This is a genomic window from Micromonospora sagamiensis (assembly GCF_014680085.1).
Taxonomy (GTDB): domain Bacteria; phylum Actinomycetota; class Actinomycetes; order Mycobacteriales; family Micromonosporaceae; genus Micromonospora; species Micromonospora inyonensis.
Genome location: NZ_AP023438.1, coordinates 3,080,474 through 3,104,275, shown reverse-complemented (window position 1 = coordinate 3,104,275; position 23,802 = coordinate 3,080,474). Strand labels below are relative to the sequence as shown.

The window sequence follows — 23,802 nt, the reverse complement described above, 5'->3', positions numbered from 1 at the left end:
ATGGTGGTGCGATGCTGCTCTCCGACCGGGACCTCGTCAGCGAGATCAAGGCTGGCACGCTGGCGCTGGAGCCGTTCGACGCGAGTCTGGTGCAGCCCTCCAGCATCGACGTACGCCTGGACCGGCTCTTCCGGGTCTTCAACAACCACCTCTACACCCACATCGACCCGGCGCGGCAGCAGGACGACCTCACCTCGCTGGTGGAGGTGCCCGAGGGAGAGCCCTTCGTGCTGCACCCCGGCGAGTTCGTGCTCGCCTCCACGCTGGAGGTCATCTCGCTCGGCGACCAGCTCGCGGGCCGGTTGGAGGGCAAGTCGAGCCTGGGCCGGCTCGGCCTGCTGACCCACTCCACCGCCGGTTTCATCGACCCGGGCTTCTCCGGCCACGTGACGTTGGAACTCTCCAACGTGGCCAATCTGCCGATCACGCTCTGGCCCGGCATGAAGATCGGTCAGCTCTGCATCTTCCGGCTCTCCTCGCCGGCCGAGCATCCGTACGGCTCCGCCGTCTACGGCTCGCGCTACCAGGGGCAGCGTGGGCCGACCCCGAGCCGGGCCTGGCGGAACTGGCGCACCTGGCCCACCCGCTGAACGTTGCCGCCCCCGCCACCCCTCGTTCCGGTGGTGGTGATGGTGTTCGCTCCGCTTCGTCAGGTGGCTGCAGGGGACCCCTGCTACACAAAATGCGGTAACAGGGGTCCCCTGCTACCACCTCAGCCCGGCCGACCGTAACTGTGCACCGGGCCGTCGTCGACGCGCTTCATCTTCACCGGCGCGCCGGCCCGGGAGGCGTGCACCAGCCAGCCGTTGCCGACGTACATGCCGACGTGGTGCAGGTCGGCGTAGTAGAAGACGAGGTCGCCGGGGCGTAGGTCGTTCCGGCTCACCGGTGCGGTCGCCCGTCGCTGCTGGGCGGCGTTGTGCGGCAGTGTGACCCCGGCCCGTGCCCAGGCGGCGAGGGTGAGCCCGGAGCAGTCGTACGCGTTCGGCCCCTCGGCCCCCCAGACGTAGGGCTTGCCGATCTGGGCGCAGGCGAAGCCGACGGCCCGGCCGGCGGCACCGCCCGGGTAGACGGCGGGGCAGGGGGCGGGGCGCAGGCTGGTGCCACCGCCGTCGCCGTACGCCTTCAGGCGCATCTTCTGCAGGCGGGCGATGTCGACGTCGATCTGCCGCCGCTTGGCGTCCAGTTGGCGTTCGGCCTGACCGAGCTGTGCGATCAGCCGGTCGAGCGGAGCCTTGCGGGCGCTGAGCTGGTCTCGCACCTCGACCACGTGCCGGATGTCGTCCTGCTGCCGGCGGGCGAACTGGTCGAGCAGTTCGAGCTGGTGGACGACGGTGGCTGGCGACGGGTTGGCCAGCATGGCGTTCAGGGCGGAGGCGTTCTCCCCCTTGTACGCCCGGATCGCGAGCCCGCCGACCTTGCTCATCGCCTGGTCGATCTGGCGTCGCAGCGGCTCGATCCGGGCGGTGAGGGCCGCCGCCTGCCGCCGCTTGGTGGCGAGCGCCTGCCGGGTGGCGTTGTGCTGTTCGATAACCGGTTCGAGGGCGTTCCACTCCCGGTCGATCTGACGTTCGATCTCGGCGACCGAGGGTTCGGCGTGGGCCGCGCCGGCACCGCCCGTCACGAGGACGGCGGCTCCGGCGAGGACGGTGATGACGGTGGTGAAGCGGGACCAGCATGGACGCGGCGCAGCCGTCGTCCGGGCAGCCGGGGCCGACCGGGCGGACGGTGGCCGCGGGGCATGGTGTGCCACCGGGCTCCGTACTCCTTCTTCCGTTGACCGCCTACCGGGTTAGCTGACGGGTTCGGGCGGGAAGGGAGCGCCCTACCTGGCGTACGGATTCACCCCGATGGTGCTGGTGGTTCCCCGGCTCGCTCTGCTGTGGCGACGTTTCTCGTTGTGGCGACGTGCGTCGTGCGACTCGGCGGTGTCGAGCCGTTGCCGCCTCCGAATGGCGGACCTGTCACCGGCTCGGCAAGTGCCGAGACTAGGGACGGCCGTCGTCGATCCGCAACACGCTTCGCGGGAGTGCCACCTGCCGATTTCCGACAGTAACCACTGTGGGCGCCGTTCGTTGGCCCATCGCGACGCGGGTCCCCGGCCAGTGGCCGGGGACCCGCGTCGTCAGGATGGATCGGTCAGTACGGGCGGCGGAAGCCCGCGACCGGCATGTGGTTGATGCTGGCCACCTGCACCGGCTTACCGGCCCGGGGGGCGTGCACCATGATGCCGTTGCCCAGGTAGAGCCCGACGTGGTGCAGGTCGCTGAAGAAGAAGACCAGGTCACCGGGGCGGGCCTCGGAGCGGCTGATCGACTTGGTCTCACGCCACTGCGCGCCGGTGAAGTGGGTCAGGTGGATACCCGCGGCCTTGTAGGCGTACTGGGTGAGCCCGGAGCAGTCGAACGAGTTGGGCCCGGTGGCACCCCAGACGTACGGGTCACCGACCTGGGCGCAGGCGGTCCTGATGGCGGTGTTGGCCTTGCTGCTGATCACGCCCTTGATCAGCGGGCAGCCGGGGGCGCTGACCGCGGTCTTCGGCATGGACGCCCGGAGCCGCTTGATCTCCGTATCGATCTTCGCCTTCTTCGCCGCCAGGTCCTTCTCCTGCTGGGTCTGGCTGGTGATGAGGGTGTCGAGCTTCTGCTTCTCGGCTTCGTACTTCGCCTGGATCGCCAGCACGCCCTGGAGTTCCTTGCGCTGGTGGGCGGCGAGCCGGTCGAGCAGGCCGATCTGCTCGGCCAGGGTGCCCGGCTTCGCGCTGACCAGCAGCGCGCCGATCTCCTGGGACGGGCCGGTCATGTAGTGCCGGGAGGCCAGGGCGCCGATCCGGTTCATGGCCATGTCGCTCTGCAGCGCGAGCGGCTGGATCTTCTTCGCCAGGTCGGCCGACTTCTTCTGGTTGACCTTGAGCTGGCTGCGGACCTCGTTGTACTTCTCGATGGTGGGCTCCAACTGCTCCCACTGCTTGTCGATCTGCGCCTCGATCTCCTCGGGAGTGGGCGCGACCTGCGCGGGAGCAGCGAGCAGTCCGGCACCGACCACGACGGCGGCGGACAGGGTGACCAGGGTACGAACGAACCGACGGAGCCCACCCGGACGAGTGGGGAGTCGATCCGGTGCGTGACGCTGAGGGGGCAGGGTTGCCACCGGCACGAACTCCTTTGGCGACCAGACCACCGGGCGCCCCGCGAGGGAGAGGATGGCGGGGCAGACGATCCACAGCGGCCGGTGCCCCACATTAGGGAAGCCACGGGGCGATATCAAGGTGAGGGGGTCTCGTTTCACGCTCCGGCGACCGCGCGGGCACCCACCGTACCGATTCCACCGACGATGGCGGTCAGGACATCGTCGAGGGTCACCACACCGAGCGGTCGCCGTCCGTCGCTGACCAGCACCATGTGCCGTCCCTCGCGGCGCATCGAGAGCAGCAGGTCGGCCAGGGTACGGTCCGGCGGCACCACGGCCAGCGGCCGGTACACCTCGGCGGGCACCGGAGCACGGCGGCTCGCGCCGACGTACCCGAGCACGTCCTTGACGTGCACGAAGCCGAGCACCCGCCGGGTGGAGCGCTGCACCACCGGGAAGCGCGACCGTCCGGTACGGGTGGCCAGCACCTCCAGAGAGGCCGGTGAGACGTCCTCGGTGACGGTGGTCACCGTGGACCACGGCTGCAACACGTCGGCGGCGGTACGGGTGTGCAGGGCGAGCGCCCCGGTGATCCGGGCGTGTGCCGTGGAGCCGAGCAACCCCTCGGTGCGCGCCTGCGACACCAGGCCGGCCAGTTCCTCGGCGGTGAAGACGGTCTTCACCGCGTCCGCCGCCTCGATCCGCCAGAGCCGCAGCACCCGTCGGGACGCCCACTTCATCGCCAGCAGCAGTGGTTTGGTGGCGAGACAGAAGGCCAGCATCGCCGGCCCGAGCCAGAGCGCGGACAGCTCCGGCCCGGCCAGGGTGATGTTCTTCGGCACCATCTCACCGACCACGGTGTGCAGGAACACCACCACGCCCAGGGCGATCACGAAAGCCACCGGGTGGACCGCCCGTGCGGACAGGCCGATGGCGTGGAAGAGCGGCTCCAGCAGGTGGGCCAGAGCCGGTTCGGCGATCGCGCCGAGCCCCAGCGAGCAGACCGTGATGCCGAGCTGGGCACCGGCGATCATCAACGGGATCTGGTTCATCGCCGACAGCGCCCACCGGGCGCGCGCCACGCTCCCGGCGAGCGGTTCGATCACCGTACGGCGGGATGCGATCAGGGCGAACTCACTGCCCACGAAGAACCCGTTGCCGAGCAGGAGGCCCAGGCCGATCAGCAGCTCGACCACGGTTGGCCGTCTCCTCGCCGACGGAGCACGCGCACCTGTTCGACCCGGTGCCGGTCGACCTCGACCACGGTGAACTCGTAGCCGGCCTCCCCGACCGCCTCGCCGGCCACCGGGATGCGCCCGAGCCGGGCCATCAGGAAGCCGCCCAGGGTCTCGTACGGCCCGTCAGGGAGCCGGAAGCCGGTCCGCTCGGCCAGCTCGTCGGCGCGGAGCACACCGTCCACCAGGAGGGCCCGTTCCCCACCCGGCGCGACGGGCTCCGCCGGTCCGGTCTCCGACGTGCCGGCCGGATCGAACTCGTCGGCGATCTCGCCGACCAGTTCCTCGACCAGATCCTCGACGGTCACCACCCCGTCGGTGCCGCCGTACTCGTCGACCACGATGGCCAGGTCCGCGCCGGCGGCCCTGAGGGCGGCCAGCACGCCGTCGAGGTCCAGGCTCTCCGGGACGCACACCGGTTCGTGGGCGATCTGCCCGACGCTGGTCACCGACCGGCGGATCGGTGGCACACCGAGCGCGTCGGGCACCGCGACCACCCCGGTCACCAGGTCCAGGGTCTCCTCGTACACCGGGAACCGGGTACGCCCGGTCCGCTGGGCCAGGTCGAGCAGCTCGGCGACGGTGGCCGTGGCTCGCAGCGCGACCACGTCGACCCGGGGCGTCATCGCCTCGGCGGCCCGCTTGTCGGCGAAGCGGATCGTGCGCCGCATCAGCATCGCCGTCTCCGGCGGCAGCGCGCCCGCCTGCGCCGAGATGGCCGCGAGCAGCCCGAGTTCGTCCGGGCTACGGGCGCTGACCAGCTCCTCCTGGGGCTCCACGCCCAATCGACGGACCAACCAGTTGGCCGAGCCGTTCAGCCCTCGGATGAGCCAGCCCAACGACCGGGAGAAGGCCCGCATCGGACCTGCGGTGGCCAGTGCGGCGGGCATCGGCCTGGCCAGGGCGACGTTCTTCGGGACCAGCTCGCCGACCAGCATGGAGACGAGGGTCGCCAGCACCAGCGCGAGCAACGGGGTGAACCGGTCGGTGGCGTCCCCGGCGACCGGACGCAACAGCGGGGCGAAGAGCCGGGCGAGCGCCGGTTCGGCGAGGTACCCGGTGAGCAGCGCGGTGATGGTGATGCCGAGCTGCGCCCCGGAGAGCTGGAAGGAGAGCTCCCGCAGCGCCCGTCGGACCGTCCCGGCCCGACCGTCACCGGCCTCGGCCCGCCGGTCGATCTCCGCCCGGTCGACGGTGACCAGGGCGAACTCGGCCGCGACGAAGAACGCGTTGCCCCCGGTCAGCAGGAGGAAGCCGAGCAGGGGCAGCAGCGTGGCCAGCACCAGACCGTCGATGACCGTCTCACCTCGGGCAGATTCTCCCATGACGGCCTGCTACCGGACGAGTACGCGGACCGTCCGGATCGCGGCTTCGAGTCACCGTCGAGCCATGTCCGGATGACCCGGCGGGCGTAGCCGTGGCCGACTCCGGCGGTGACCCTCGCGGAGGCCCAGGGCGGGGTACGGCAGCGGCCCGCGCCTCGGCCGGGTGACTCGCGGCCTGGGGGGACCCAGCACGGCGTACCTGTCGAGCTGCCCCGTCTGTGCTACCGACGGTCGCGGTAGCACAGACGGGGCAGCTCGACAGCGTCCGAAGGAGCAAGCCGCCATGGCGAGCCCGGACGGACCCGCGAACGGTCTCGGCTCAGCCGGCGACCGGCTCGGCCTGCTGGCCGTCGCGGTTCTGCTCCGGCCTCACCGAGCGGAGCAGCACGCTCGCCACGTCGACGACCTCGACCTGCTCCCCGGCCCCCTTGCCGTTGACCCCGTCGTTCAGCATCGTCGAGCAGAACGGGCAGCCGACCGCGATGGTCTTCGCGCCGGTGGACATCGCCTCCTCGACGCGGTCCACGTTGATCCGCTTGCCGATCTTCTCCTCCATCCACATCCGGGCCCCACCGGCACCGCAGCAGAAGGAGCGCTCGCTGTTGCGCGGCATCTCGGTGATGCCCTCCGAGGCGGCGGAGCCGAGCACCTCGCGCGGCGGGGCGAAGACCCGGTTGTGCCGGCCCAGGTAGCAGGGGTCGTGGTAGGTGACCCCGCCGTCGACAGGCTGGACCGGGGTGAGCTTGCCGGTGGCGACCAGGTGGGCCAGGAGCTGCGTGTGGTGCACCACCTCGAATTCGCCGCCGAGCTGCCCGTACTCGTTGCCGAGCGTGTTGAAGCAGTGCGGACAGGTCGCGACGATCTTGCGCTTGCTCTTCTCGCGGCCGTCGAACGCCTCGTTCAGGGTCTCCACGTTCTGCTGGGCGAGCATCTGGAAGACGAACTCGTTGCCGATCCGGCGGGCCGGGTCACCGGTGCAGGTCTCCCCCTCGCCGAGGATGGCGAAGGAGACGCCGGCCTCGTGCAGCAGCGTGGCGACGGCACGGGTCGTCTTCTTGGCCCGGTCCTCGAACGCGCCGGCACAGCCGACCCAGAACAGGTACTCGAAGTCCTCCGCCTCGCCGACCCGGGGCACCTCGAAGTCGAGGCCCTTGGTCCAGTCCTCCCGGGTGTTCTGCGGAGCGCCCCAGGGGTTGCCCTTGTTCTCCAGGTTGCGCAGCATCACGCCGGCCTCGGAGGGGAAGCTCGACTCGATCAGCACCTGGTAGCGCCGCATGTCGACGATGTGGTCGACGTGCTCGATGTCGACCGGGCACTGCTCGACGCAGGCCCCGCAGGTGGTGCAGGACCAGAGCACGTCCGGGTCGATGACCCCGCCCTCCTCGGCCCCGCCGATCAGCGGCTTCTCCGCCTCGGCGAGGGCGAGCACGTCGACGTGGGCGAGTTGGGCCGCGGTGGCCTTCTCCTCGCCGGTGAGGTCCTTGCCGCCCCCGGCCAGCAGGTACGGCGCCTTGGCGTACGCGTGGTCGCGCAGGCTGAGCACGAGCAGCTTCGGTGAGAGGGGCTTGCCGGTGTTCCACGCCGGGCACTGCGACTGGCATCGGCCGCACTCGGTGCAGGTGCTGAAGTCGAGCAGGCCCTTCCAGGTGAACTGCTCGACCTGGGCCACCCCGAACTGGTCGGACTCGGGGTCGGCCTCCTCGAAGTCCAGCGGCTTGCCGTTGCTCGTCATGGGCCGGAGCGCGCCGAGACCGGAGCCGGCCCGGCCCGGGTCACGCTTGAAGAAGATGTTGAAGAAGGCCAGGAAGCGGTGCCAGGCCACCCCCATGGTCACGTTCAGCGCGATCACGATGAGCCAGGTCATCGAAATCATGATCTTGATGAGCGCCGCGACGCTGACCCCGGCCTCCCAGTTCGGCAGCAGCGCGCCGACGGCGTGGCTGACCGGGGTGGCCCAGGTCGGGTACTCGAAGTGGTCGGTGGCGACCTTGAAGCCCCGGATCAGGAAACCCATGATCAGGACGGCGAGGACCACCGCCTCGACGAAGTAGCCCTGCCACATGGTCGAGCCGGTGAACCGGGAACGCCCGCCGGGCCGGCTGGGCCGGTTGCGGATCCGGATCGCGATCAGCACCACGATGCCGACCACACCGAAGATGGCGATCAGCTCGGTGACCAGCCCGTAGACCGTCCAGCCACCGATCAGCGGCAGGCCGCCGGTGGGCGAGACCACCTCGAAGTACGCCTCGAGGACCAGCAGCGACAGGACGACGAAGGCGACCATGACGAACCAGTGCGCGGCACCCACCACGCTCCAGCGCAACATGCGGGTGTGCCCAGCCGTCTCGGCCAGCATCGTCCTCGTCCGGGTGACCGGGTCACCGAACCGTCCGGGGTCTGGCTGCCCGAGCCGGACGACTGCCACGATCCGCAGCACCGCCTGTACGGCCAGCCACACCGCCAGAGCGGTGATGGCGGCGGCGAGGATCGTCGTGACGAGCTGGACGCTGCCCATAGCGTTGGCCTCCACGGTCTGCTGCCTGGCGAGCGGTTCGGCGACCGGCGTCGGGGTGTCGCGCCGCCGGCTGACCACCGCGACCCTGACCTGACCGGTCGATGACCTCGCTCCGCTCGGTCATGCAGTGCAGCCTACGCGCAAGGTTACCCGGTAGTAACGTGAGGAACCTCGCACCTGGCCGCGCCGCCCTGCGGACACCTTAGAAGGGGTGGCCGACCTGCGCAGATCAGGGGCTCCGCGTGGTGACATGTCGCGCCCGCGCACCACTGTCGGGCCACGGCGGAGACGCCACGGTCAGGCCACGGCGTGGTCCCGGCCACGCCGGAACCTTCGGAGGCGCGGGCCGGGACGTCGAGGACCGCTGGCGCTCAGCGCCAGCGGGAGAGCACGATCAGCGAGGCGACCATGGCGCCGAAGCCGACCGCGAGGTTCCAGTAGCCCCACGTGGCGACCGGGTAGGCCTGCTCGGAGAGGTAGTAGACCACCAGCCAGCCGATCCCGAAGACGATCAGCGCGATCGCCAGGATCGGCAGCCAGACCGGGCTGGGCTTGCGCGTCGCCGCGGTGGCCGTCGGACGCACGTCCGTCGGCGGGGTGTACACCTTCTTCTTGCGGACCTGTGACTTGGGCACGACGCTCTCCAGAGGGGATACGACCTCGTCCGGCCTGACAACCGGGCGCGGGGGCGACGGTCCATGGCCAATAATGTTTCGAAAGCTAGCGTAGTCCGGAAGACCCGTTGAGGCCATGAACGGGGTCAATCGAATGCAGGTAGTGACCGAAAAGAGCGGAACTGGTCGGGTGTCGAGCCAGTCCTGACGGGTGACCACGGGAAGGAGCGCGCGGTGGAGTACACATCCGGCGCGGCGTCCTGGCAGAAGGTGCTCCGGCGGGCCGTGGCCGGGCTGCTGCCCCGACGACCGCGCCAGCGACGTCCGGGGTGGTCGCTCGGCGTACCGCTGATCGCCGCCGCGGCCGGGCTGCTCTTCACCACCACCGCCACCACCGCCGGGGGCACCGCCCTGCGCGAGGACCGCCGGCCGCAGCTCACCCAGCTCATCGACGACACCCGGGAACGGGTGGCGGCGCGGGAGACGGAGGCGGCGCGACTCCGGGCGGACGTGGAACGGCAGACCGAGGCGCTCGCCGACACCGACCAGCCGATCGCCGCGGAACGTGGCCGGGCGGCGGCCGGCCGGCAGTCCGCCGGGTTCACCGCGCTCACCGGCCCGGGGGTCACCGTCGAACTCGACGACGCCCGGCGGCTCGAGAGCCTGCCCGAAGGGGCGAGCAACGACGACCTGGTCGTCCACCAGGGGGACGTCCAGGCAGTCGTGAACGCGCTCTGGGCCGGCGGTGCGGAGGCCATGTCAATCATGAACGTCCGCGTCCTGACCACCAGCGCGGTACGCTGCGTAGGTAACACCCTGCTCTTGCACGGCCGGGTGTACTCCCCTCCATTCAAGATCGTAGCAATCGGCGACCCCGCTGCGCTCCAGCAGGCCCTCGCCGCTTCTGAGGGAGTCCGGTTGTTCAAGGACGCGGTCGACCACTACCAGCTCGGCTACCGCGAGACCGTCTCCACGGTCAGCGTGCCGGCCTTCGAGGGTTCGACAACGCTCCGCTCGGCGAAGGTGCCCCGGTGACCGGGACGTCCGACGACCGGCGGGGGGAGCGCCCGGGTTGGTACCAGGCCGATCACCCGGAGGAGCCCACCGCCGTCCTCCCCCGGGTGGACCGCCCCAACGCCCCGCGAGAGCCCGCCGCCGGACGCTGGCCGGACCCGGTTCCGCCGCGTCCCAGCGCCCCGCCCGTGGCCACGGCTCCGCCCGCCGCTCCACCCCGGTCCGCCCGGCCGCCGGTGCCGCCGCCGTGGGCACCGCCGACCTCCCGGCCGTCGGCCTCCCCGCCGCCGGCCCACCCGTCCGCGCCGCCACGCTGGCCCGGTAACCCGTCCGCTCGCCCCGCCGCTCCCGGCCCCGCTCCCAGCCCCGCTTTCGGCCCCACTTCCGGCCCCACTTCCGGCCCCGGCCAGCGTCCGGACCCGGCCGGCACGACGGCCAACGACCGGCCGCCAGCCGGGACGGCCTCGCCGGCCAACGACCGGCCGCCAGCCGGCACGGCCTCGCCGGTCACCGACCGGTGGCCAGGCGGCACGACGGCGCCGGCCAACGACCGGCCGCCAGGCGGTACGGCCGGGCCGACCAGCCACCGGCCACCGGGCGGCGACATCGAGGGGCCGACCGTGGTCATCACGGCGCTCGGCCGGCGCGCACCAGCCCCGGGTCCCGACACGACAGCCCTGATGGGCGCCGTTCCGCGTCTCCCGGCCCGCGACGACGAGCCGGCCACCACCGCACCCGACACCGCCCCGCCGCAGCCCCGCCGGGGTGAGCGGGTGGTGCAGCTGCGCCCGGAGCAGACCGACAAGGGTTACCGCAGCGTCTACTCGGAGCTGACCCGTCCCACGGTCTGGTCCCGGCTGCGCGGCGGCATCCGGGTCAGTGGTGAGGTCCTCATCACCTTCGGCCTGGTGGTGCTCCTCTTCGCCGGGTACGAGGTGTGGGGCAAGTCCGCCATCGTCGACGCCCACCAGAACGACCTCAGCCAGCAGCTGGAACAGTCGTGGGGCCCGCAGGGCGACCCCACCGTGGCGCCGTCGGCGACTCCGAGTCCCCGTACGACGCCGGCAGCACCGGTGAACGGCAAGCCGATCGCCGGGCTCCACATCCCCAGCCTCGACAAGAACTGGATCGTGGTCGAGGGCGTCACCCAGAAGGACATCCGGTACGCGCCGGGGCACTACCCGAAGAGCGCCATGCCCGGTGAGCTGGGCAACTTCTCCGTCGCCGGCCACCGCAACCGGGCCACGTTCTGGCGGCTGGACGAGCTGGACAACGGTGACGCGATCGTGGTCGAGACCAAGGAGAAGTGGTACGTGTACCGCGTCTCCCAGACCCGGATCGTCAAGCCGTCGCAGGTCGAGGTGGTCGCACCGGTCCCCGGCAGGCCGGGGGCCAAGCCGACCAGGCGGATGCTCACCCTCACCACCTGCAACCCGAAGTTCGACAACTACGAGCGGCTGATCATCCACGCCGAGATGGAACGCTCACAGGACAAGTCGGCGGGTCGCCCGGCCGAGCTGGGGGGCTGAGGTCGTGTACGCGTGGATCTGGCGGAAACTCCCGTTCGGCCTCCCCGGCAAGCTGGTCGGCTCGGTGCTGCTCGCCTCGGCGACGGTCGCGCTGCTCTGGTACGTCGTCTTCCCCTGGGCCGAACCGCTGCTCCCCTTCGACGACGTGCAGGTCACCCAGGACGCCGAGGTGCCCGGTGGCCCGGCCGGGGGAGACCCCGGGGTACCCGGTGGCGAGCCGCCCGGTGACGAGCACGACCTGCCGTACGACACGGAGCAGAACAACACCCCACCCCCCTCTCCGGACAGGTGAGTCGATGCGCGTACTGGTGATCGACAACTACGACTCGTTCGTCTTCAACCTGGTGCAGTACCTCGGCCAGCTCGGCGTGGACTGCGAGGTGCGCCGCAACGACGAGATCGGTATCGACGAGGTGGGTCGGATCGGCGCGGCCGGCATCCTGCTCTCCCCCGGTCCGGGCAGCCCCGACCGGGCCGGCATCTGCCTCGACGTCGTCCACCGGTACGCCGGCGAGCTGCCGATCTTCGGTGTCTGCCTCGGTCATCAGGCCATCGGCGAGGCGTTCGGTGCCACCGTGGCCCGCGCCCCGGAGCTGCTGCACGGCAAGACCTCGCTGGTACGGCACTCCTCGACCGGTGTCCTGGCCGGGCTGCCCGACCCGTTCACCGCCACGCGTTACCACTCGCTGGCGGTGCTTCCCGAGACCCTGCCGGACGAGTTGGAGGTGACCGGCTGGACCGGCTCCGGCGTGGTGATGGCGATGCGCCACCGCAGCCTGCCCGTGGAGGGGGTCCAGTTCCACCCGGAGTCGGTGCTCACCGAGGGCGGCCATCTGATGCTGGCCAACTGGCTCGCCACCTGCGGCTTCACCGCAGCCCGGGAGCGTGCGCCGGAGCTGGCCGCCGAGGTCGACGCCCGTCGCCTGGCCGCCTTCGCCACCGTCTGACGGCTTCCCGGCGGCCCGAAGGGCCTACCCGGGTCCGTCCCGGGGAGGGTTCTCGTCTCCCCGGGCCGGTGTCAGCTCCAGGAGGAGTCGTCGCGGGGCGGCAGGGTCGGGAACGGCAGGCTGCCGCCGCGCCCGCCGTCGGTCGGCGTCGGGGTCGGGGTCGTCCCGTCCGTCGGCGGCGTGCCACTCGGGTCGGGTTCGGGCGCCGGCTGGCTGACCGTGATGGTCACCGTCTGCCCCCGGGCCAGCGACGACCCGCCCTTCGGGGTCTGGTAGGTCACCCGCCCCGCCTGGTCCTTCGGCACCTCGTCGCCCTTGCGCACCTTGACCTCGTAGCCGGCCTCGCGCAGCTCCTCCTTGGCGTCCTCCTCGCTCTCGCCGACCACGTCCGGCACCTGTCGGACGTTGCCCCGGGAGACCTCGACGACGACCTTGCTGCCCTCCGGGACGCTCTTCCCGGAGGCCGGGGTGAGGTTGACGACCAGCCCCTCGGGCTCGTCGCTGTTGACGTCCTTGCGCTCGGGAACGAGCTTCAGCGCCTTGAGCTGTGCCTCGACGTTCTCGTAGCGGGATCCCTCCAGGTTGCCCGGGATGGTGACGACCGGCTTGCCGCCGCACATGTGCAGCGTGACCGTCTCGTTCTCGTTGATTTTCTCGTCGGCCGGCGGATCCTGCCGGGCCACGGTGTCCTTCTTGCAGTCGCTGCTGAGCACCGGCGCGCCGACCTCGTGCCGCAGCTTCGCGGCGGTCAGGTCGGCGATCGCCGCCTCCTGGCTCTTGCCGACCAGGGTGGGCACCTGGACGGTGGTCTCCCGGTTCTGGAGCAGGAGCAGTCCGGCGACCAGGGCGATCACCGCGAGCACGCCCAGGCCGGCGAGGGTGGCGATCACCCAGGACGAGGCGCGGCGTCGACGCGGGTCGCCCACCCGGGCGGGAATCTGCCGGGTCTGCGGGGCGGTCGCCGCAGCCGGGAAGGCGGCCGCCGCAGGTGCCGGCCCCATCGCCGCCGTCTCGTCCTCGCGGAGCACCGGCGTGGCGGCCACCGGACGCCCGGCGGCGGCCCGGAGGAGGTCGGCCCGCATCTCCCCGGCGCTCTGGTACCGGTTGAGCGGGTTCTTCGACAGCGCCTTCAGCACGATCGCGTCGATCGGCGGGGTGACGTCCGGGTTGATGTCGCTCGGCGTCGGCGGAGCCTCCCGGACATGCTGGTAGGCGACGCTGACCGGGCTGTCCCCGACGAACGGCGGGTGGCCGCAGACGAGCTCGAACAGGACGCAGCCGGCGGCGTAGACGTCCGACCGGGCGTCCACCGCCTCGCCCCGGGCCTGCTCGGGGGAGAGGTACTGGGCGGTGCCGATCACGGCGCTGGTCTGGGTCATCGTGGTGGCACCGCTGGCCAGCGCCCGGGCGATGCCGAAGTCCATCACCTTGACCTGGCCGGTCAGGGTGAGCATCACGTTGCCCGGCTTGATGTCCCGGTGGATGATGCCGTGCCGGTGGCTGAACTCCAGCGCCGCGCACATGTCCGCGGTGATCTCCAACGCCCGGCGGGGCTGGAGGCGGCCCTCCGCGCCCAGCACCTCCTTGAGCGTCCGTCCGTTGACGAACTCCATGACGATGAACGGCAGGGTCTCGCCGGTGGGGGCGGTCTCCTCGCCGGTGTCGTAGACGGCGACGATCGCGGGGTGGTTGAGCGAGGCGGCGTTCTGTGCCTCCCGGCGGAACCGCATCTGGAAGGTCGCGTCGCGGGCCAGGTCCGCCCGGAGCATCTTGATCGCGACGTCCCGGCCGAGCCGCAGGTCGCGACCGCGGTGCACCTCGGCCATACCGCCGTAGCCGAGGAGCTCGCCGACCTGGTACCTGCCACCCAGCAGGCGGGCCTGCGCAGTCATCGCGTCTGTCGTCCTTCGCTCGTCGTCGTCCCGTCGCCAGCCGGCACGGGCAGTCCCACCCGACGGTACGACGACGGGGTGCCGTCGTCATCTCCGCTCCCCGTCGGTGCCGCAGACGTCACGTTCGGTAACCGGAGCAGGCCGGCCGAGCTGGCCGTCGAGTCGTCGCCGGCCTGCATGCTGTAGGAAATCACGCCGGAACAGATCAGGACCAGCACGGCGAGCGCGATGACGACCAGGACGGTCCGGGCGCGTGGCCCGCTGTCCGGCGGAAGCGGCGGACCGGGCTGGTGAGCGTAGCCGACCTGGCGCGGCGGAGCCGACGGGACGGGGGCCGCGCCCCGGGGGTAGCCGGGGTGCGCCACCGGCGGACGCGACGGGGTGACCGGATGCGCAGCGACCGGGCGGTGCGTGACCGGCGGCGCGGGGCGGGGCGGAGACACCGGGACCGAGGCGACCGGACGCGCCGCTGCCGGCGGCCGGGCCTGCGGCTGCGGCCGGGCCTGCGGCTGCGGTACGACCGGCGGACGGGGCTGCTGCTGCCGCTGCGGGGGCGGGACCTGCGCCCGCGCCTGCGAGGTAGCCGGCGGGGTGGCCGGCGACGAAGGAGCGACGGAGACCGGTCGGGCCCGACCACCCGGTCGGTTCTGGTGGGCGAGGGCGGCCTTGACCTGCCGGGCCGCACCGGCCAGGGCGGCGGCGCTCGGCCAGCGGGCCGTCGGGTCCTTGGCCATCGCCCGGTCGACGAGCGCGCGGACCGGGGGCGGGATGTCCCCCGGCAGCGGACGCGGGGTCTCCCGGACGTGCCGCATCGCGATCTCCAGGGGGTTGTCCCCCTCGAACGGCCGACGACCGGCGAGGCACTGGTAGGCGACCACCCCGAGGGCATAGACGTCGGAGGCCGCGGTGGCCACCGCGCCCGCCGCCTGCTCCGGGGAGATGTACGAGGCGGTGCCGAGCACCGATCCGGCGGCGGTGAGCTGGCCGACCAGCTCGGACCGGGCGATACCGAAGTCGGTCAGCACCAGCGTGCCGTTCGGGCGGACCAACAGGTTCCCGGGCTTCACGTCACGGTGCACGATGCCCTTGCCGTGGGCGGCATGCAGGGCGTCCGCGGCCTGGGCCACCAGCGCCATCGTGCGGGCGGGGGTGAGCCGCCCGACCCGGTTGAGGGTCGCCGAGAGGGCGTCCCCCTCGACGTACTCCATGATCAGGAAGGCGATCTGCTGGTCGCTGCCGAAGTCGTAGATGTCGACCACACCGGGGTGGTTGATGGTCGCCATGGTGCGTGCCTCACCACGGAACCGCTCGGCGAACCCCGGCTCGTCCAGCAACGCGGGAAGCAGACTCTTGACCGCGACGACCCGGCCGAGCACCTGGTCGGTGCCACGCCAGACGTCACCCATGCCACCACTGGCGATCCGCTCGTCGAGACGGTAGCGGTTGCCGAGCTGAACGCCGGGGCTGAGCATGTGTCACCGCCCCCCGGGATCCGCGATGGCCGCCCGCATGATCTGCCCGGCGATCCGGGCCGCCTCGGCGCTGCCGCCCTGGCCCGCCGACTCCAGCATGACGCAGACGGCGGAGACCGGCTTGCCGTCCTTGTCGAGGGCGAAGCCGATGAACCAGCCGTGGTCGTCGGTGTTCTCCCCGGCCTGCGCGGTGCCGGTCTTGCCCCCGACGGTGTACCCGTCGATCCGGGCGTTGCGGCCGGTGCCCTCGGTCACCACGTTGACCATCATGTCCCGCAGGTCGTTGGCGACCTGACCACTGATCGGCTGCCGGAGCTGCTTCGGGTCGGCGGTGTAGTAGTTGGTCGTCCGGTCCGGGCCGAGCAGCTGCTGGACCAGGTAGGGCCGCATCTGGGTGCCGTTGTTCGCCACCGCGGCGGCGATCAGGGCACCCTGCAACGGGGTCATCCGGACGTCGAACTGGCCGATCGACGACTGCGCCAGCCCGGCCGGGTCGTCCCCGCCGTCCGGGTTCTTCATGTCCCCGGTACGGCTGGCGGCCACCGGCAGACCGGCCTCGTCGAGGTGGCCGACGGTCAGGTCCTCCTGCTCGAAGCCGAACTGCCGGGCCTTCTCCTTGACCGTGTCGGCCCCGAGCCGGACGCCGAGCTGGGCGAAGCCGGTGTTGCACGACTCGGTGACCGCGTTCATCAGGGTCACCTCGTCCTCCGGGCAGATCGACGGGACGGCGTTGCGGATCGGCGTACCGGAGGTCGGGGCGGTGTAGCTGGGACCCGCCGGGATCATGGTCTGCTTGGTGACGCCGTTCTCCAGTGCGGCGGCGGCCACCACGATCTTGAAGGTCGATCCGGGTGGCAGTGTCTCGCCCAGCGCCCGGTTCCGCAGCGGACCAGCCGGGTCGCCCTCCAGCTTGTTGTACGCCCCCGACGCCGCGCTGGTGTCGTGGCTGGCCAGCGAGTTCGGGTCGAAGCTGGGCATGGAGACCAGGGCCTGCACCGCCCCGGTACGCGGGTCCAGCGCGATCGCCGCCCCCTTGGTCGCGCCCAGCTCGTTTTCGGCCAACTGCTTGTACGCCGTGTCCTGCGCCCGCTTCGAGATCGAGAGCAGCACATTCCCGCCACCGGACGGCTCGCCGGTGACCCGGAGCATGTCCCGGAACCGGTCAGCGAAGAGCTGGTCGCTGGTGCCGGCGAGGAAGTCGTCCTCGGCCCGCTCGATGCCGGCGTCCCCGAGGTTGACCGGCTTGAAGCCGAGCACGTGCGCGTACTTCGGCCCGGCCGGGTAGGTCCGCAGGTACCGGAGACTGCCGTTGGTCTCCTTGCTGGTGGCCACCGGAGTGCCGCCGGCCTCGATGTTGCCGCGTTTGCGGTCGTACTCGGCGACCTGGACCCGGCCGTTGTAGTCGCTGGTGCGGTACTCGTCGGCCTTGTATGCCTGAATCCAGTTCAGGTTCATGAAGAGCAGGCCGAACAGGACCAGGACGACCACGCCGACCCGACGGAGCGGTGCGTTCACGGGCGGATCACCTCCGTAGGGGCACCGTGGAGCTGCTCGGGTGGACCGGCACTGCCCGGTCGGGCGGCCGACCCACCGGAGACCGGACGCCGGCCGGCGTCCGAGATGCGCAGCAGGACGGCGACCAGCAGCCAGTTCGCCATCAGGGAGGAACCACCGGCGGAGAGGAACGGCGTGGTCTGGCCGGTGAGCGGGATGAGCCCGCTGATCCCGCCGACGATCACGAAGACCTGGAGGCCGAGGGTGAAGGCGAGACCGCCGGCGAGCAGCTTGCCGAACGAGTCCCGGACGGTGAGGGCGGCCCGCAGCCCGCGCTGGACGATCAACAGGTAGACCACCAGGAGGGCGGAGAGGCCGAAGAGGCCGATCTCCTCACCGATGCCGGCGAAGATGAAGTCGTTCTGCACCTCGGGCAGCACGTCCGGGGTACCGCCACCCGGACCGGCCCCGAACAGGCCGCCGGTGCCGAGCGCGAGCAACCCCTGCACCAGTTGGTAGCCGTCGTTGAGCGGGTCGGCGAACGGGTCCAGCCAGATCTCGGCCCGGAGGTAGAAGTTGGCGAACGGTCCGCCGACCGTGCTGCCCAGGAAGTAGGCGAGGTAGGCCCCGCCGAAGAAGAGCAGCAGACCGATCAGCAGCCAGCTCACCCGCTCGGTGGCGATGTAGAGCGTGACCACGAACATGCCGAAGTAGAGCAGCGAGGTGCCGAGGTCCTTCTCGAAGACCAGCACCATGAGACTGATCAGCCAGACCACGACCACCGGGCCGAGATCCCGTCCCCGGGGGAAGTCGATGCCGAGGAACCGGCGGCTGGCCAGCGACAGGACCTCGCGCTTGCGCACCAGGTAGTAGGCGAAGAAGACCAGCAGCGCGAGCTTGGCGAACTCGCCGGGCTGGATGGAGAAGCTGCCGATCCGGATCCAGAGCTTGGCACCGTTGATCTCGGAGAACCGGTTGGGCAGCACGGCGGGGATCATCACCAGCACGATGCCGGCGAGGCCCAGCGTGTACGCGTACCGGGAGACCGCGCGGTGGTCCCGCATGAGCACCAGCAAGCCCGCCGCGAGGATCACCGAGACCAGCGTCCAGGCCAGCTGCCGACCACCCGTGCCGGCGAAGATCGCCAGGTCGGCCCGCTCGGCGGCCGGCGCGTCGGCCAGGTCGAGCCGGCGCAGGAAGCCGACGCCGATGCCGTTGAGCAGGGCCACGGCGGGAAGCAGGGCCGGGTCGGCGAAGGGCGCGAGGTACCGGATCACCACGTGCAGGCCGAGGAAGACGGCGGAGAGCGCGACGGCCGGGATCCAGAAGTCGCCGGTGACCTTGTCGAGCACGTTCGCCTCGACCATGCCCCCGTACGCGGCGACCAGCACCATGGCCACCGCCAGCAGGGACAGCTCGGCGTTGCGCCGGGATCGGGCCAGGCGTACGCCGGGCTGCTCGCCCGTCGTGCCGGGCGAGGCTGCCGGGGTGGCCTGGGCGGTCACGGTCGGATCCTCGGGGTCGGGCCGGCGCTCACTCGGGCGACCGGCATCCCGCCGGTTCGACCGGCGGAACCGTATCGGTGGGCAGGGCGTCCGGGGTCGGGGTGACGCTCGGCGCGGCCGAGGGCTTCGGGGTCACCCGGCCACCGGCGGCCGGGGTCGCCGTGGGCACCGGTGTGGTCACGGTGGGGCTGGTGGTGGGGCTCGGCGGGCAGATCGGCTTCAGGTTCGGGTTGGCCGGGTCGTCGTCGGTCAGCTCGGCCAGCCGCCGGGTGGCGTCCGACTCGCTCTTGGCCTGGATACCCTGCTTCACCCGCTCCTGGGCGGCCGGGGTGAGGTCCTCCAGGTCGGCGGCGCTGGTGCGGTGGACGTTGGAGAGGTCGAGGCCGGCGATCTGCCCGGGGACGCCCTGGAAGACGGCGAGCTGGCCGTCGTCCGTGGCGCCGACGTAGTACTGCCGCTGGGTGTAGCTCCAGCCGGCGAAGAGACCGCCGCCGAGGAGGGCGAGCAGGACGACCAGCAGCAGGGCGGTACGCAGCGGTCGGTGCCGGCGGCGCTCCGGCTCGTCGTCGCGGTTCGCCGAGGGTTCCTCGGGAACCGGCGGACGGGGCGCGTTCAGGGCCGAGGCGCGGGCCGCCGGGGTGGAGACGTCCGCCGAGGTGGCCATGCCCCGGTCGCGGGCGGCCGCGCCGCCGACGATCGGGCTGGCCTCGACGATGTCGTGGTCGGTCGCGTCGGCGATGATCACGGTGATGTTGTCCGGCCCACCGCCACGGAGCGCCAGCTGCACCAGCCGCTCGACGCACTGCTGCGGGTCGGTGTACTCGCGCATCGTGTCCGCGATGGTCTCCGCGCTGACCACGCCGGAGAGGCCGTCGCTGCAGATGAGGTACCGGTCGCCGGGGAGGACCTGCCGGACGCTGTACTCCGGGTCGATGTCCCGGCCGTCCAGCGCGCGGGTGAGCAGCGAGCGCTGTGGGTGGCTGCTCGCCTCCTCGGCGCTGATGCGGCCCTCGTCGACGAGCATCTGGACGTAGGTGTCGTCTTTGGTGACCTGGGCGAACTCGCCGTTGCGGAGGAGATAGGCCCGCGAGTCTCCGATGTGCACCATGCCAAGCTTGGTGCCGGAGAAGAGGATCGCGGTGAGCGTTGTTCCCATCCCCTCCAGCTGGGGATTGGCGTCCACCGTGTCACGGAGCTGCTGGTTGGCGGTGTCCACGGCCTGTCGCAGCGCGTCGACGAGTGCGTCTCCCGGGACGTCCTCGTCGAGCGGCGCCATGGCACCGATGACGATGTTGCTGGCGACGTCACCGGCGGCCATGCCGCCCATGCCGTCGGCGACGGCGAGTAGCCGCGGTCCGGCGTAGACGGAGTCCTGGTTACCGTCTCGGATCAGACCGCGGTCGCTGTGGGCCGCATAGCGCAGGGTCAGAGTCATGGCCGTAATTCGAGAGAAGTGCGGCCGATACGGATCGGCACGCCGAGGGGGACGGGGGTTGGTCCGGTGACCTTAGCGCGATCCAGATAGGTGCCGTTAGTCGAGCCGAGGTCCTCGACGAACCACTGCCCGTCGCGGGGCAGCAGCCGGGCGTGGCGTGCGGAGGCGTAGTCATCGGTGATGACCAGGGTGGAGTCCTCCGCCCGGCCGATGGTTATCGGCGCTTCGCCCAGGGTGATCCGGGTGCCGGCGAGTTGCCCGGCGGTGACCACGAGCTGGTGGGCGGCCCGCCCCCGCTTGACCTTGGCGGGTTTCGCCGCCGCCTGGTTGGTGGCGGCGCCGACCGAACGGGGGGCGGCCACCAGCCGGCCGGAGCGGGCACCTGCGAAGAGGTCCCGCCGGATCACCCCCACCACCGTGAACACGAAGATCCACAGGAGGATGAGGAACCCGAACCGGGCGACGGTGATGACGAGTTCGGGCAAGGCGGGTCAGCCGTCCACGCGGAAGGTCAGGGTGGTGGTGCCGAGCTGGATCATGTCGCCCGGGTTCAGCGCGACGGCGGAGACCCGCTGGCCGTTGACCATCGTGCCGTTGGTGGAACCGAGGTCGGTGAGCACGACCTGACCACCGTCGAAGTCCAGCCGGGCGTGTCGGCGGGAGATGCCGACGTCGGGCAGGCGCAGGTTGGCCTGGTCGCCCCGGCCGATCACCGTCGAGCCCATCTGGAGCGGGTAGGTGCGACCGTCGCCGGAGACGAGCCGGACGTTGCGCGCGCCACCGTGGCCGGGGGGCGGGCCGTAGCCGCCGCCCTGGTCGTACGCCGGGTATCCGGGCGGGCCGGCGTCGTAGCCGGGAGCCGACACCGGGGCCACCTCGCCGCCGGTGTAGACCTCGGCCGTAACCCGGAACATGCCCGTGTCCAGCCCCTCGCCGCGCTCGATCTCGACGATCACGTCGCCGTAGACGGTCCACGCCTGCTCGCCGATGAACTCGGCCTGAGACTGGGCCAGCTCCTGGGCGAGCGCGGCGGCGTACGGCGCCAGCCGGCTGTGGTCGTACGGCGAGAGATCGATCACGTAGCGGTTGGGCACGAGAGTGCGCCCACCAGCCAGGATCGCCTTGTGCGCCTCAGCCTCCCGCTGCATGGCGTTCAGGATCTCCACGGGGTGGACAACACCCTTGAAGACCTTGGCGAAGGCTCCTTCGACCAGGCCTTCCAGACGCTTCTCGAAGCGTTGCAGCACGCTCACCGGCTCCTCCTCGGGTCCCGAGGACATGATGGTATCCGGCCGTCGCTCGCGCAGCTCACACGCCGCTCGGCCGCCTGCTCTCGACCCGTTCGGACGGGCCCTGATCGTCGTGCTACTCTTCTCCCCGCCACGAACGGTAACCGATCGCGGCAACGGCCGGGAGCACGTACGATGTTCGGGCCACCCCCACTGGCGACAGCGAGGGCGGCACGCATTAGGGTGATCCGGGTCATGCCACGGGGAAGTGGCGGAATGGCAGACGCGCACGGTTCAGGTCCGTGTGCCCGAAAGGGCGTGAGGGTTCAACTCCCTCCTTCCCCACCAGAAGTCAAGGGCTCCGCAGTTGCGGGGCCCTTGCCGCGTCTACGGGGCGGCACGGATCGTCACGTTATGCTCCGGTGGTTCCCTCTGCCCCCTAACGACCCGTGGAGTGGCGTGTGAGTGTCGCGGTGGTGACCGGTTCGGGCGGTCTGATCGGCTCGGAGGCGGTTCGGCACTTCGCCGGTCTCGGTCTCCAGGTGGTCGGCATCGACAACGACATGCGGCAGGAGTTCTTCGGCGCCGAGGCGTCCACCGCGTGGAACGTGCGTCGGCTCGCCGACGAGCTGGGCGCGGCGTACTCGCACCACGGCATCGACATCCGCGACCGGGACGCGCTGGCGGCGCTGTTCCGCCGCTACGGCCGGGACGTGGTCGTGGTGATCCACACCGCCGCGCAGCCCTCGCACGACTGGGCGGTACGCGACCCGTTCACCGACTTCGACGTGAACGCGGCGGGCACCCTCAACGTGCTGCAGAACGTCCGGGAGCACTGCATCGACGCCGCGGTGATCCACTGCTCGACCAACAAGGTCTACGGGGACCGGCCGAACAGCCTGCCTCTGGTCGAGTTGGAGACGCGCTGGGAGATCGAGCCTGGCCACCCGTACGAGCAGGGCATCCGGGAGGACATGTCGATCGACTCCTGCCTGCACTCGATCTTCGGGGCCTCCAAGGTCGCCGCCGACGTGATGGTCCAGGAGTACGGCCGCTACTTCGACATGAGGACCGCCTGCTTCCGGGGCGGCACGCTGACCGGCCCGGCGCACTCGGCCACCGAGCTGCACGGCTTCCTGGCGTACGTGATGCGTTGCAACATGGAGCGCCGGACGTACAAGATCTTCGGGTACCAGGGCAAGATGGTCCGGGACGCCATCCACAGCTCGGACGTGGTCTCGGCGTTCGAGGCGTTCTTCCGCAACCCGCGCTCGGCGGCGGTGTACAACCTCGGCGGCGGCCGGCACTCCAACACCTCCCACCGCGAGGCGTTCGCGCTGGCCGAGCAGATCACCGGCCAGGAGATGACCACCGAGTACGTCGAGGCGAACCGGGTCGGCGACCACAAGTGGTGGATCGGGTCGAACGAGGCGTTCCAGCGGGACTACCCGGACTGGAAGCAGGTCTACGACGTACCGATGATCCTGCGGGAGATCTACGAGGCCAACGTGGAGAAGTGGGTGCCCCAGTCATGACCTCGCGCAAGCGCAACGTGCTCGGCGTCCTGGTGGACGCCACCGACTACGCCGCCGCCACCGAGGAGGTGGTCCGGGCCGCCCGCGAGCGGCGGCCGATGGCGCTGACCGCGTTGGCCGTGCACGGCGTGATGACCGGTGTCCTCGACCCGGCGCACAACGCCCGGCTGAACTCCTTCGACGTGGTCACCCCGGACGGGCAGCCGGTGCGCTGGGCGCTCAACCTGCTGCACTCCGCCGGACTCGACGACCGGGTGTACGGCCCGGAGCTGACCCTGCGGGTGCTCGCCCGGTTCGCCGACGAAGGACTGCCGGTCTACCTCTACGGCTCCACGGAGGAGACGCTGAGCCGCCTGATCCCTGCGCTGGAGCGGATGTTCCCGGCCCTGAAGATCGCCGGGGTGGAGCCGTCGAAGTTCCGTCAGGTGCAGCCGGGCGAGGACGTCGAGATCGCCGACCGGATCCGGGCGAGCGGGGCGCGCCTCGTCCTGGTCGGGCTGGGCTGCCCGCGCCAGGAGGTCTTCACGTACGCCATGCGACCGCTGCTGGACATGCCGCTGATGGCGGTCGGGGCGGCCTTCGACTACCACGCCGGGCTGCTGCGCAACCCGCCGCCGTGGATGCAGCGGGCCGGACTGGAGTGGTTCTGGCGGCTCGGTCTGGAGCCGAAGCGGCTCTGGAAGCGGTACGTCATCCTCAACCCGGCCTACCTGGCCCGGCTCGGCGCGCAGAAGACCGGCCTGTGGAAGGCCCGGCCGCCGGCACCGGCCGCCGAGCGCCCGTCGACCTTCGCCGTCTGACCCTGACCTCTCCGCCCCTGCGCGTGGCGCCACCCCGCACGCCCACTCTGCGCGTCGGATCGGCGAGCGGAACGGGACCGGCGGGGAGGGGACGGGACACGCGAAGGGGCTCCTCCCGGAGGAGGAGCCCCT

At 71.3% G+C, this 23,802-nt stretch carries 19 protein-coding genes, 1 tRNA gene, 1 pseudogene and 1 riboswitch; of the genes and pseudogenes, 8 read left to right on the top strand and 13 right to left on the bottom strand.

Annotation, left to right across the window (positions count from 1 at the left end):
- Nucleotides 1-11 precede the first annotated feature (11 nt).
- A complete protein-coding gene (dcd, locus tag IGA62_RS13470; protein WP_145821172.1) occupies nt 12-590 on the top strand; it encodes a dCTP deaminase in 579 nt (192 codons plus the stop codon).
- 122 nt (nt 591-712) lie between these two features.
- Here dcd and IGA62_RS13465 read toward each other — a convergent pair whose 3' ends face one another.
- The 6 genes from IGA62_RS13465 to IGA62_RS13440 form a co-directional block, all read right to left on the bottom strand.
- Nucleotides 713-1,753 (bottom strand): C40 family peptidase, encoded by a 1,041-nt coding sequence (locus tag IGA62_RS13465; protein ID WP_145821175.1) that lies wholly within the window; start codon nt 1,751-1,753, stop codon nt 713-715.
- A gap of 13 nt (nt 1,754-1,766) precedes the next feature.
- A riboswitch (cyclic di-AMP (ydaO/yuaA leader) is annotated at nt 1,767-1,898 on the bottom strand.
- Nucleotides 1,899-2,139: 241 nt separating this feature from the next.
- A complete protein-coding gene (locus IGA62_RS13460; RefSeq protein WP_145821177.1) occupies nt 2,140-3,156 on the bottom strand; it encodes a C40 family peptidase in 1,017 nt (338 codons plus the stop codon).
- Between the two features lie 128 nt (nt 3,157-3,284).
- Entirely contained in the window at nt 3,285-4,325 is a 1,041-nt protein-coding gene (locus tag IGA62_RS13455) for a hemolysin family protein (protein WP_145821179.1), read from the bottom strand.
- On the bottom strand, nt 4,310-5,689 hold the full coding sequence (locus IGA62_RS13450; protein WP_186500085.1) for a hemolysin family protein: 1,380 nt from the start codon (nt 5,687-5,689) through the stop codon (nt 4,310-4,312). Before IGA62_RS13450 ends, IGA62_RS13455 begins: the two co-directional genes overlap by 16 nt.
- A gap of 319 nt (nt 5,690-6,008) precedes the next feature.
- On the bottom strand, nt 6,009-8,204 hold the full coding sequence (locus IGA62_RS13445) for a (Fe-S)-binding protein (RefSeq protein WP_145822247.1): 2,196 nt from the start codon (nt 8,202-8,204) through the stop codon (nt 6,009-6,011).
- A 371-nt stretch (nt 8,205-8,575) separates the two neighbouring features.
- Nucleotides 8,576-8,839 (bottom strand): cell division protein CrgA, encoded by a 264-nt coding sequence (locus tag IGA62_RS13440; RefSeq protein ID WP_145821182.1) that lies wholly within the window; start codon nt 8,837-8,839, stop codon nt 8,576-8,578.
- Nucleotides 8,840-9,052: 213 nt separating this feature from the next.
- Between IGA62_RS13440 and IGA62_RS13435 the strand changes: the two genes are divergently transcribed.
- From IGA62_RS13435 to IGA62_RS13420, 4 genes and pseudogenes are all read left to right on the top strand, one after another.
- The gene (locus tag IGA62_RS13435) at nt 9,053-9,853 is read left to right on the top strand and encodes a DUF881 domain-containing protein (RefSeq protein ID WP_091454270.1); all 801 of its coding nucleotides are present in this window, start codon (nt 9,053-9,055) and stop codon (nt 9,851-9,853) included.
- Between the two features lie 104 nt (nt 9,854-9,957).
- Nucleotides 9,958-11,361: pseudogene (locus IGA62_RS13430) on the top strand (class E sortase); the annotation flags it as partial.
- Between the two features lie 4 nt (nt 11,362-11,365).
- Nucleotides 11,366-11,653 carry a hypothetical protein gene (locus IGA62_RS13425; RefSeq protein ID WP_091454268.1) on the top strand — a complete coding sequence of 96 codons (288 nt, stop codon included), beginning with the start codon at nt 11,366-11,368 and terminating at the stop codon, nt 11,651-11,653.
- Between the two features lie 4 nt (nt 11,654-11,657).
- Nucleotides 11,658-12,308 carry an aminodeoxychorismate/anthranilate synthase component II gene (locus tag IGA62_RS13420; protein WP_145821187.1) on the top strand — a complete coding sequence of 217 codons (651 nt, stop codon included), beginning with the start codon at nt 11,658-11,660 and terminating at the stop codon, nt 12,306-12,308.
- A gap of 71 nt (nt 12,309-12,379) precedes the next feature.
- On the opposite strand, the gene pknB is transcribed toward IGA62_RS13420, so the two are convergent.
- The 7 genes from pknB to IGA62_RS13385 are packed head-to-tail and all read right to left on the bottom strand — an operon-like array spanning nt 12,380 to nt 21,386.
- Entirely contained in the window at nt 12,380-14,200 is a 1,821-nt protein-coding gene (gene pknB, locus IGA62_RS13415) for a Stk1 family PASTA domain-containing Ser/Thr kinase (RefSeq protein WP_145821189.1), read from the bottom strand.
- Complete coding sequence (locus tag IGA62_RS13410) at nt 14,197-15,672, bottom strand: serine/threonine-protein kinase (protein WP_145821191.1); 1,476 nt, start codon at nt 15,670-15,672, stop codon at nt 14,197-14,199. Before IGA62_RS13410 ends, pknB begins: the two co-directional genes overlap by 4 nt.
- A 3-nt stretch (nt 15,673-15,675) precedes the next feature.
- Nucleotides 15,676-17,187, bottom strand: coding sequence for a peptidoglycan D,D-transpeptidase FtsI family protein (locus IGA62_RS13405; protein WP_145821193.1), 1,512 nt, complete (start codon nt 17,185-17,187; stop codon nt 15,676-15,678).
- The gene (locus IGA62_RS13400) at nt 17,184-18,671 is read right to left on the bottom strand and encodes an FtsW/RodA/SpoVE family cell cycle protein (RefSeq protein ID WP_145821195.1); all 1,488 of its coding nucleotides are present in this window, start codon (nt 18,669-18,671) and stop codon (nt 17,184-17,186) included. Before IGA62_RS13400 ends, IGA62_RS13405 begins: the two co-directional genes overlap by 4 nt.
- 28 nt (nt 18,672-18,699) lie before the next feature.
- Nucleotides 18,700-20,106 carry a BofC C-terminal domain-containing protein gene (locus IGA62_RS13395; RefSeq protein WP_145821197.1) on the bottom strand — a complete coding sequence of 469 codons (1,407 nt, stop codon included), beginning with the start codon at nt 20,104-20,106 and terminating at the stop codon, nt 18,700-18,702.
- Nucleotides 20,103-20,591 carry an FHA domain-containing protein FhaB/FipA gene (locus IGA62_RS13390; RefSeq protein WP_091454250.1) on the bottom strand — a complete coding sequence of 163 codons (489 nt, stop codon included), beginning with the start codon at nt 20,589-20,591 and terminating at the stop codon, nt 20,103-20,105. Before IGA62_RS13390 ends, IGA62_RS13395 begins: the two co-directional genes overlap by 4 nt.
- Nucleotides 20,592-20,597: 6 nt before the next feature.
- The gene (locus IGA62_RS13385; RefSeq protein ID WP_088981323.1) at nt 20,598-21,386 is read right to left on the bottom strand and encodes an FhaA domain-containing protein; all 789 of its coding nucleotides are present in this window, start codon (nt 21,384-21,386) and stop codon (nt 20,598-20,600) included.
- Between the two features lie 211 nt (nt 21,387-21,597).
- Between IGA62_RS13385 and IGA62_RS13380 the strand changes: the two genes are divergently transcribed.
- The 3 genes from IGA62_RS13380 to IGA62_RS13370 all read left to right on the top strand — a co-directional run bounded on the left by IGA62_RS13380 (nt 21,598) and on the right by IGA62_RS13370 (nt 23,670).
- A tRNA-Leu gene (locus tag IGA62_RS13380) sits at nt 21,598-21,683 on the top strand.
- A 113-nt stretch (nt 21,684-21,796) separates the two neighbouring features.
- Nucleotides 21,797-22,870 (top strand): NAD-dependent epimerase/dehydratase family protein, encoded by a 1,074-nt coding sequence (locus tag IGA62_RS13375; RefSeq protein WP_091454243.1) that lies wholly within the window; start codon nt 21,797-21,799, stop codon nt 22,868-22,870.
- The gene (locus IGA62_RS13370; protein WP_145821199.1) at nt 22,867-23,670 is read left to right on the top strand and encodes a WecB/TagA/CpsF family glycosyltransferase; all 804 of its coding nucleotides are present in this window, start codon (nt 22,867-22,869) and stop codon (nt 23,668-23,670) included. The genes IGA62_RS13375 and IGA62_RS13370 overlap by 4 nt, the downstream gene beginning before the upstream one ends.
- Nucleotides 23,671-23,802: the final 132 nt, after the last annotated feature.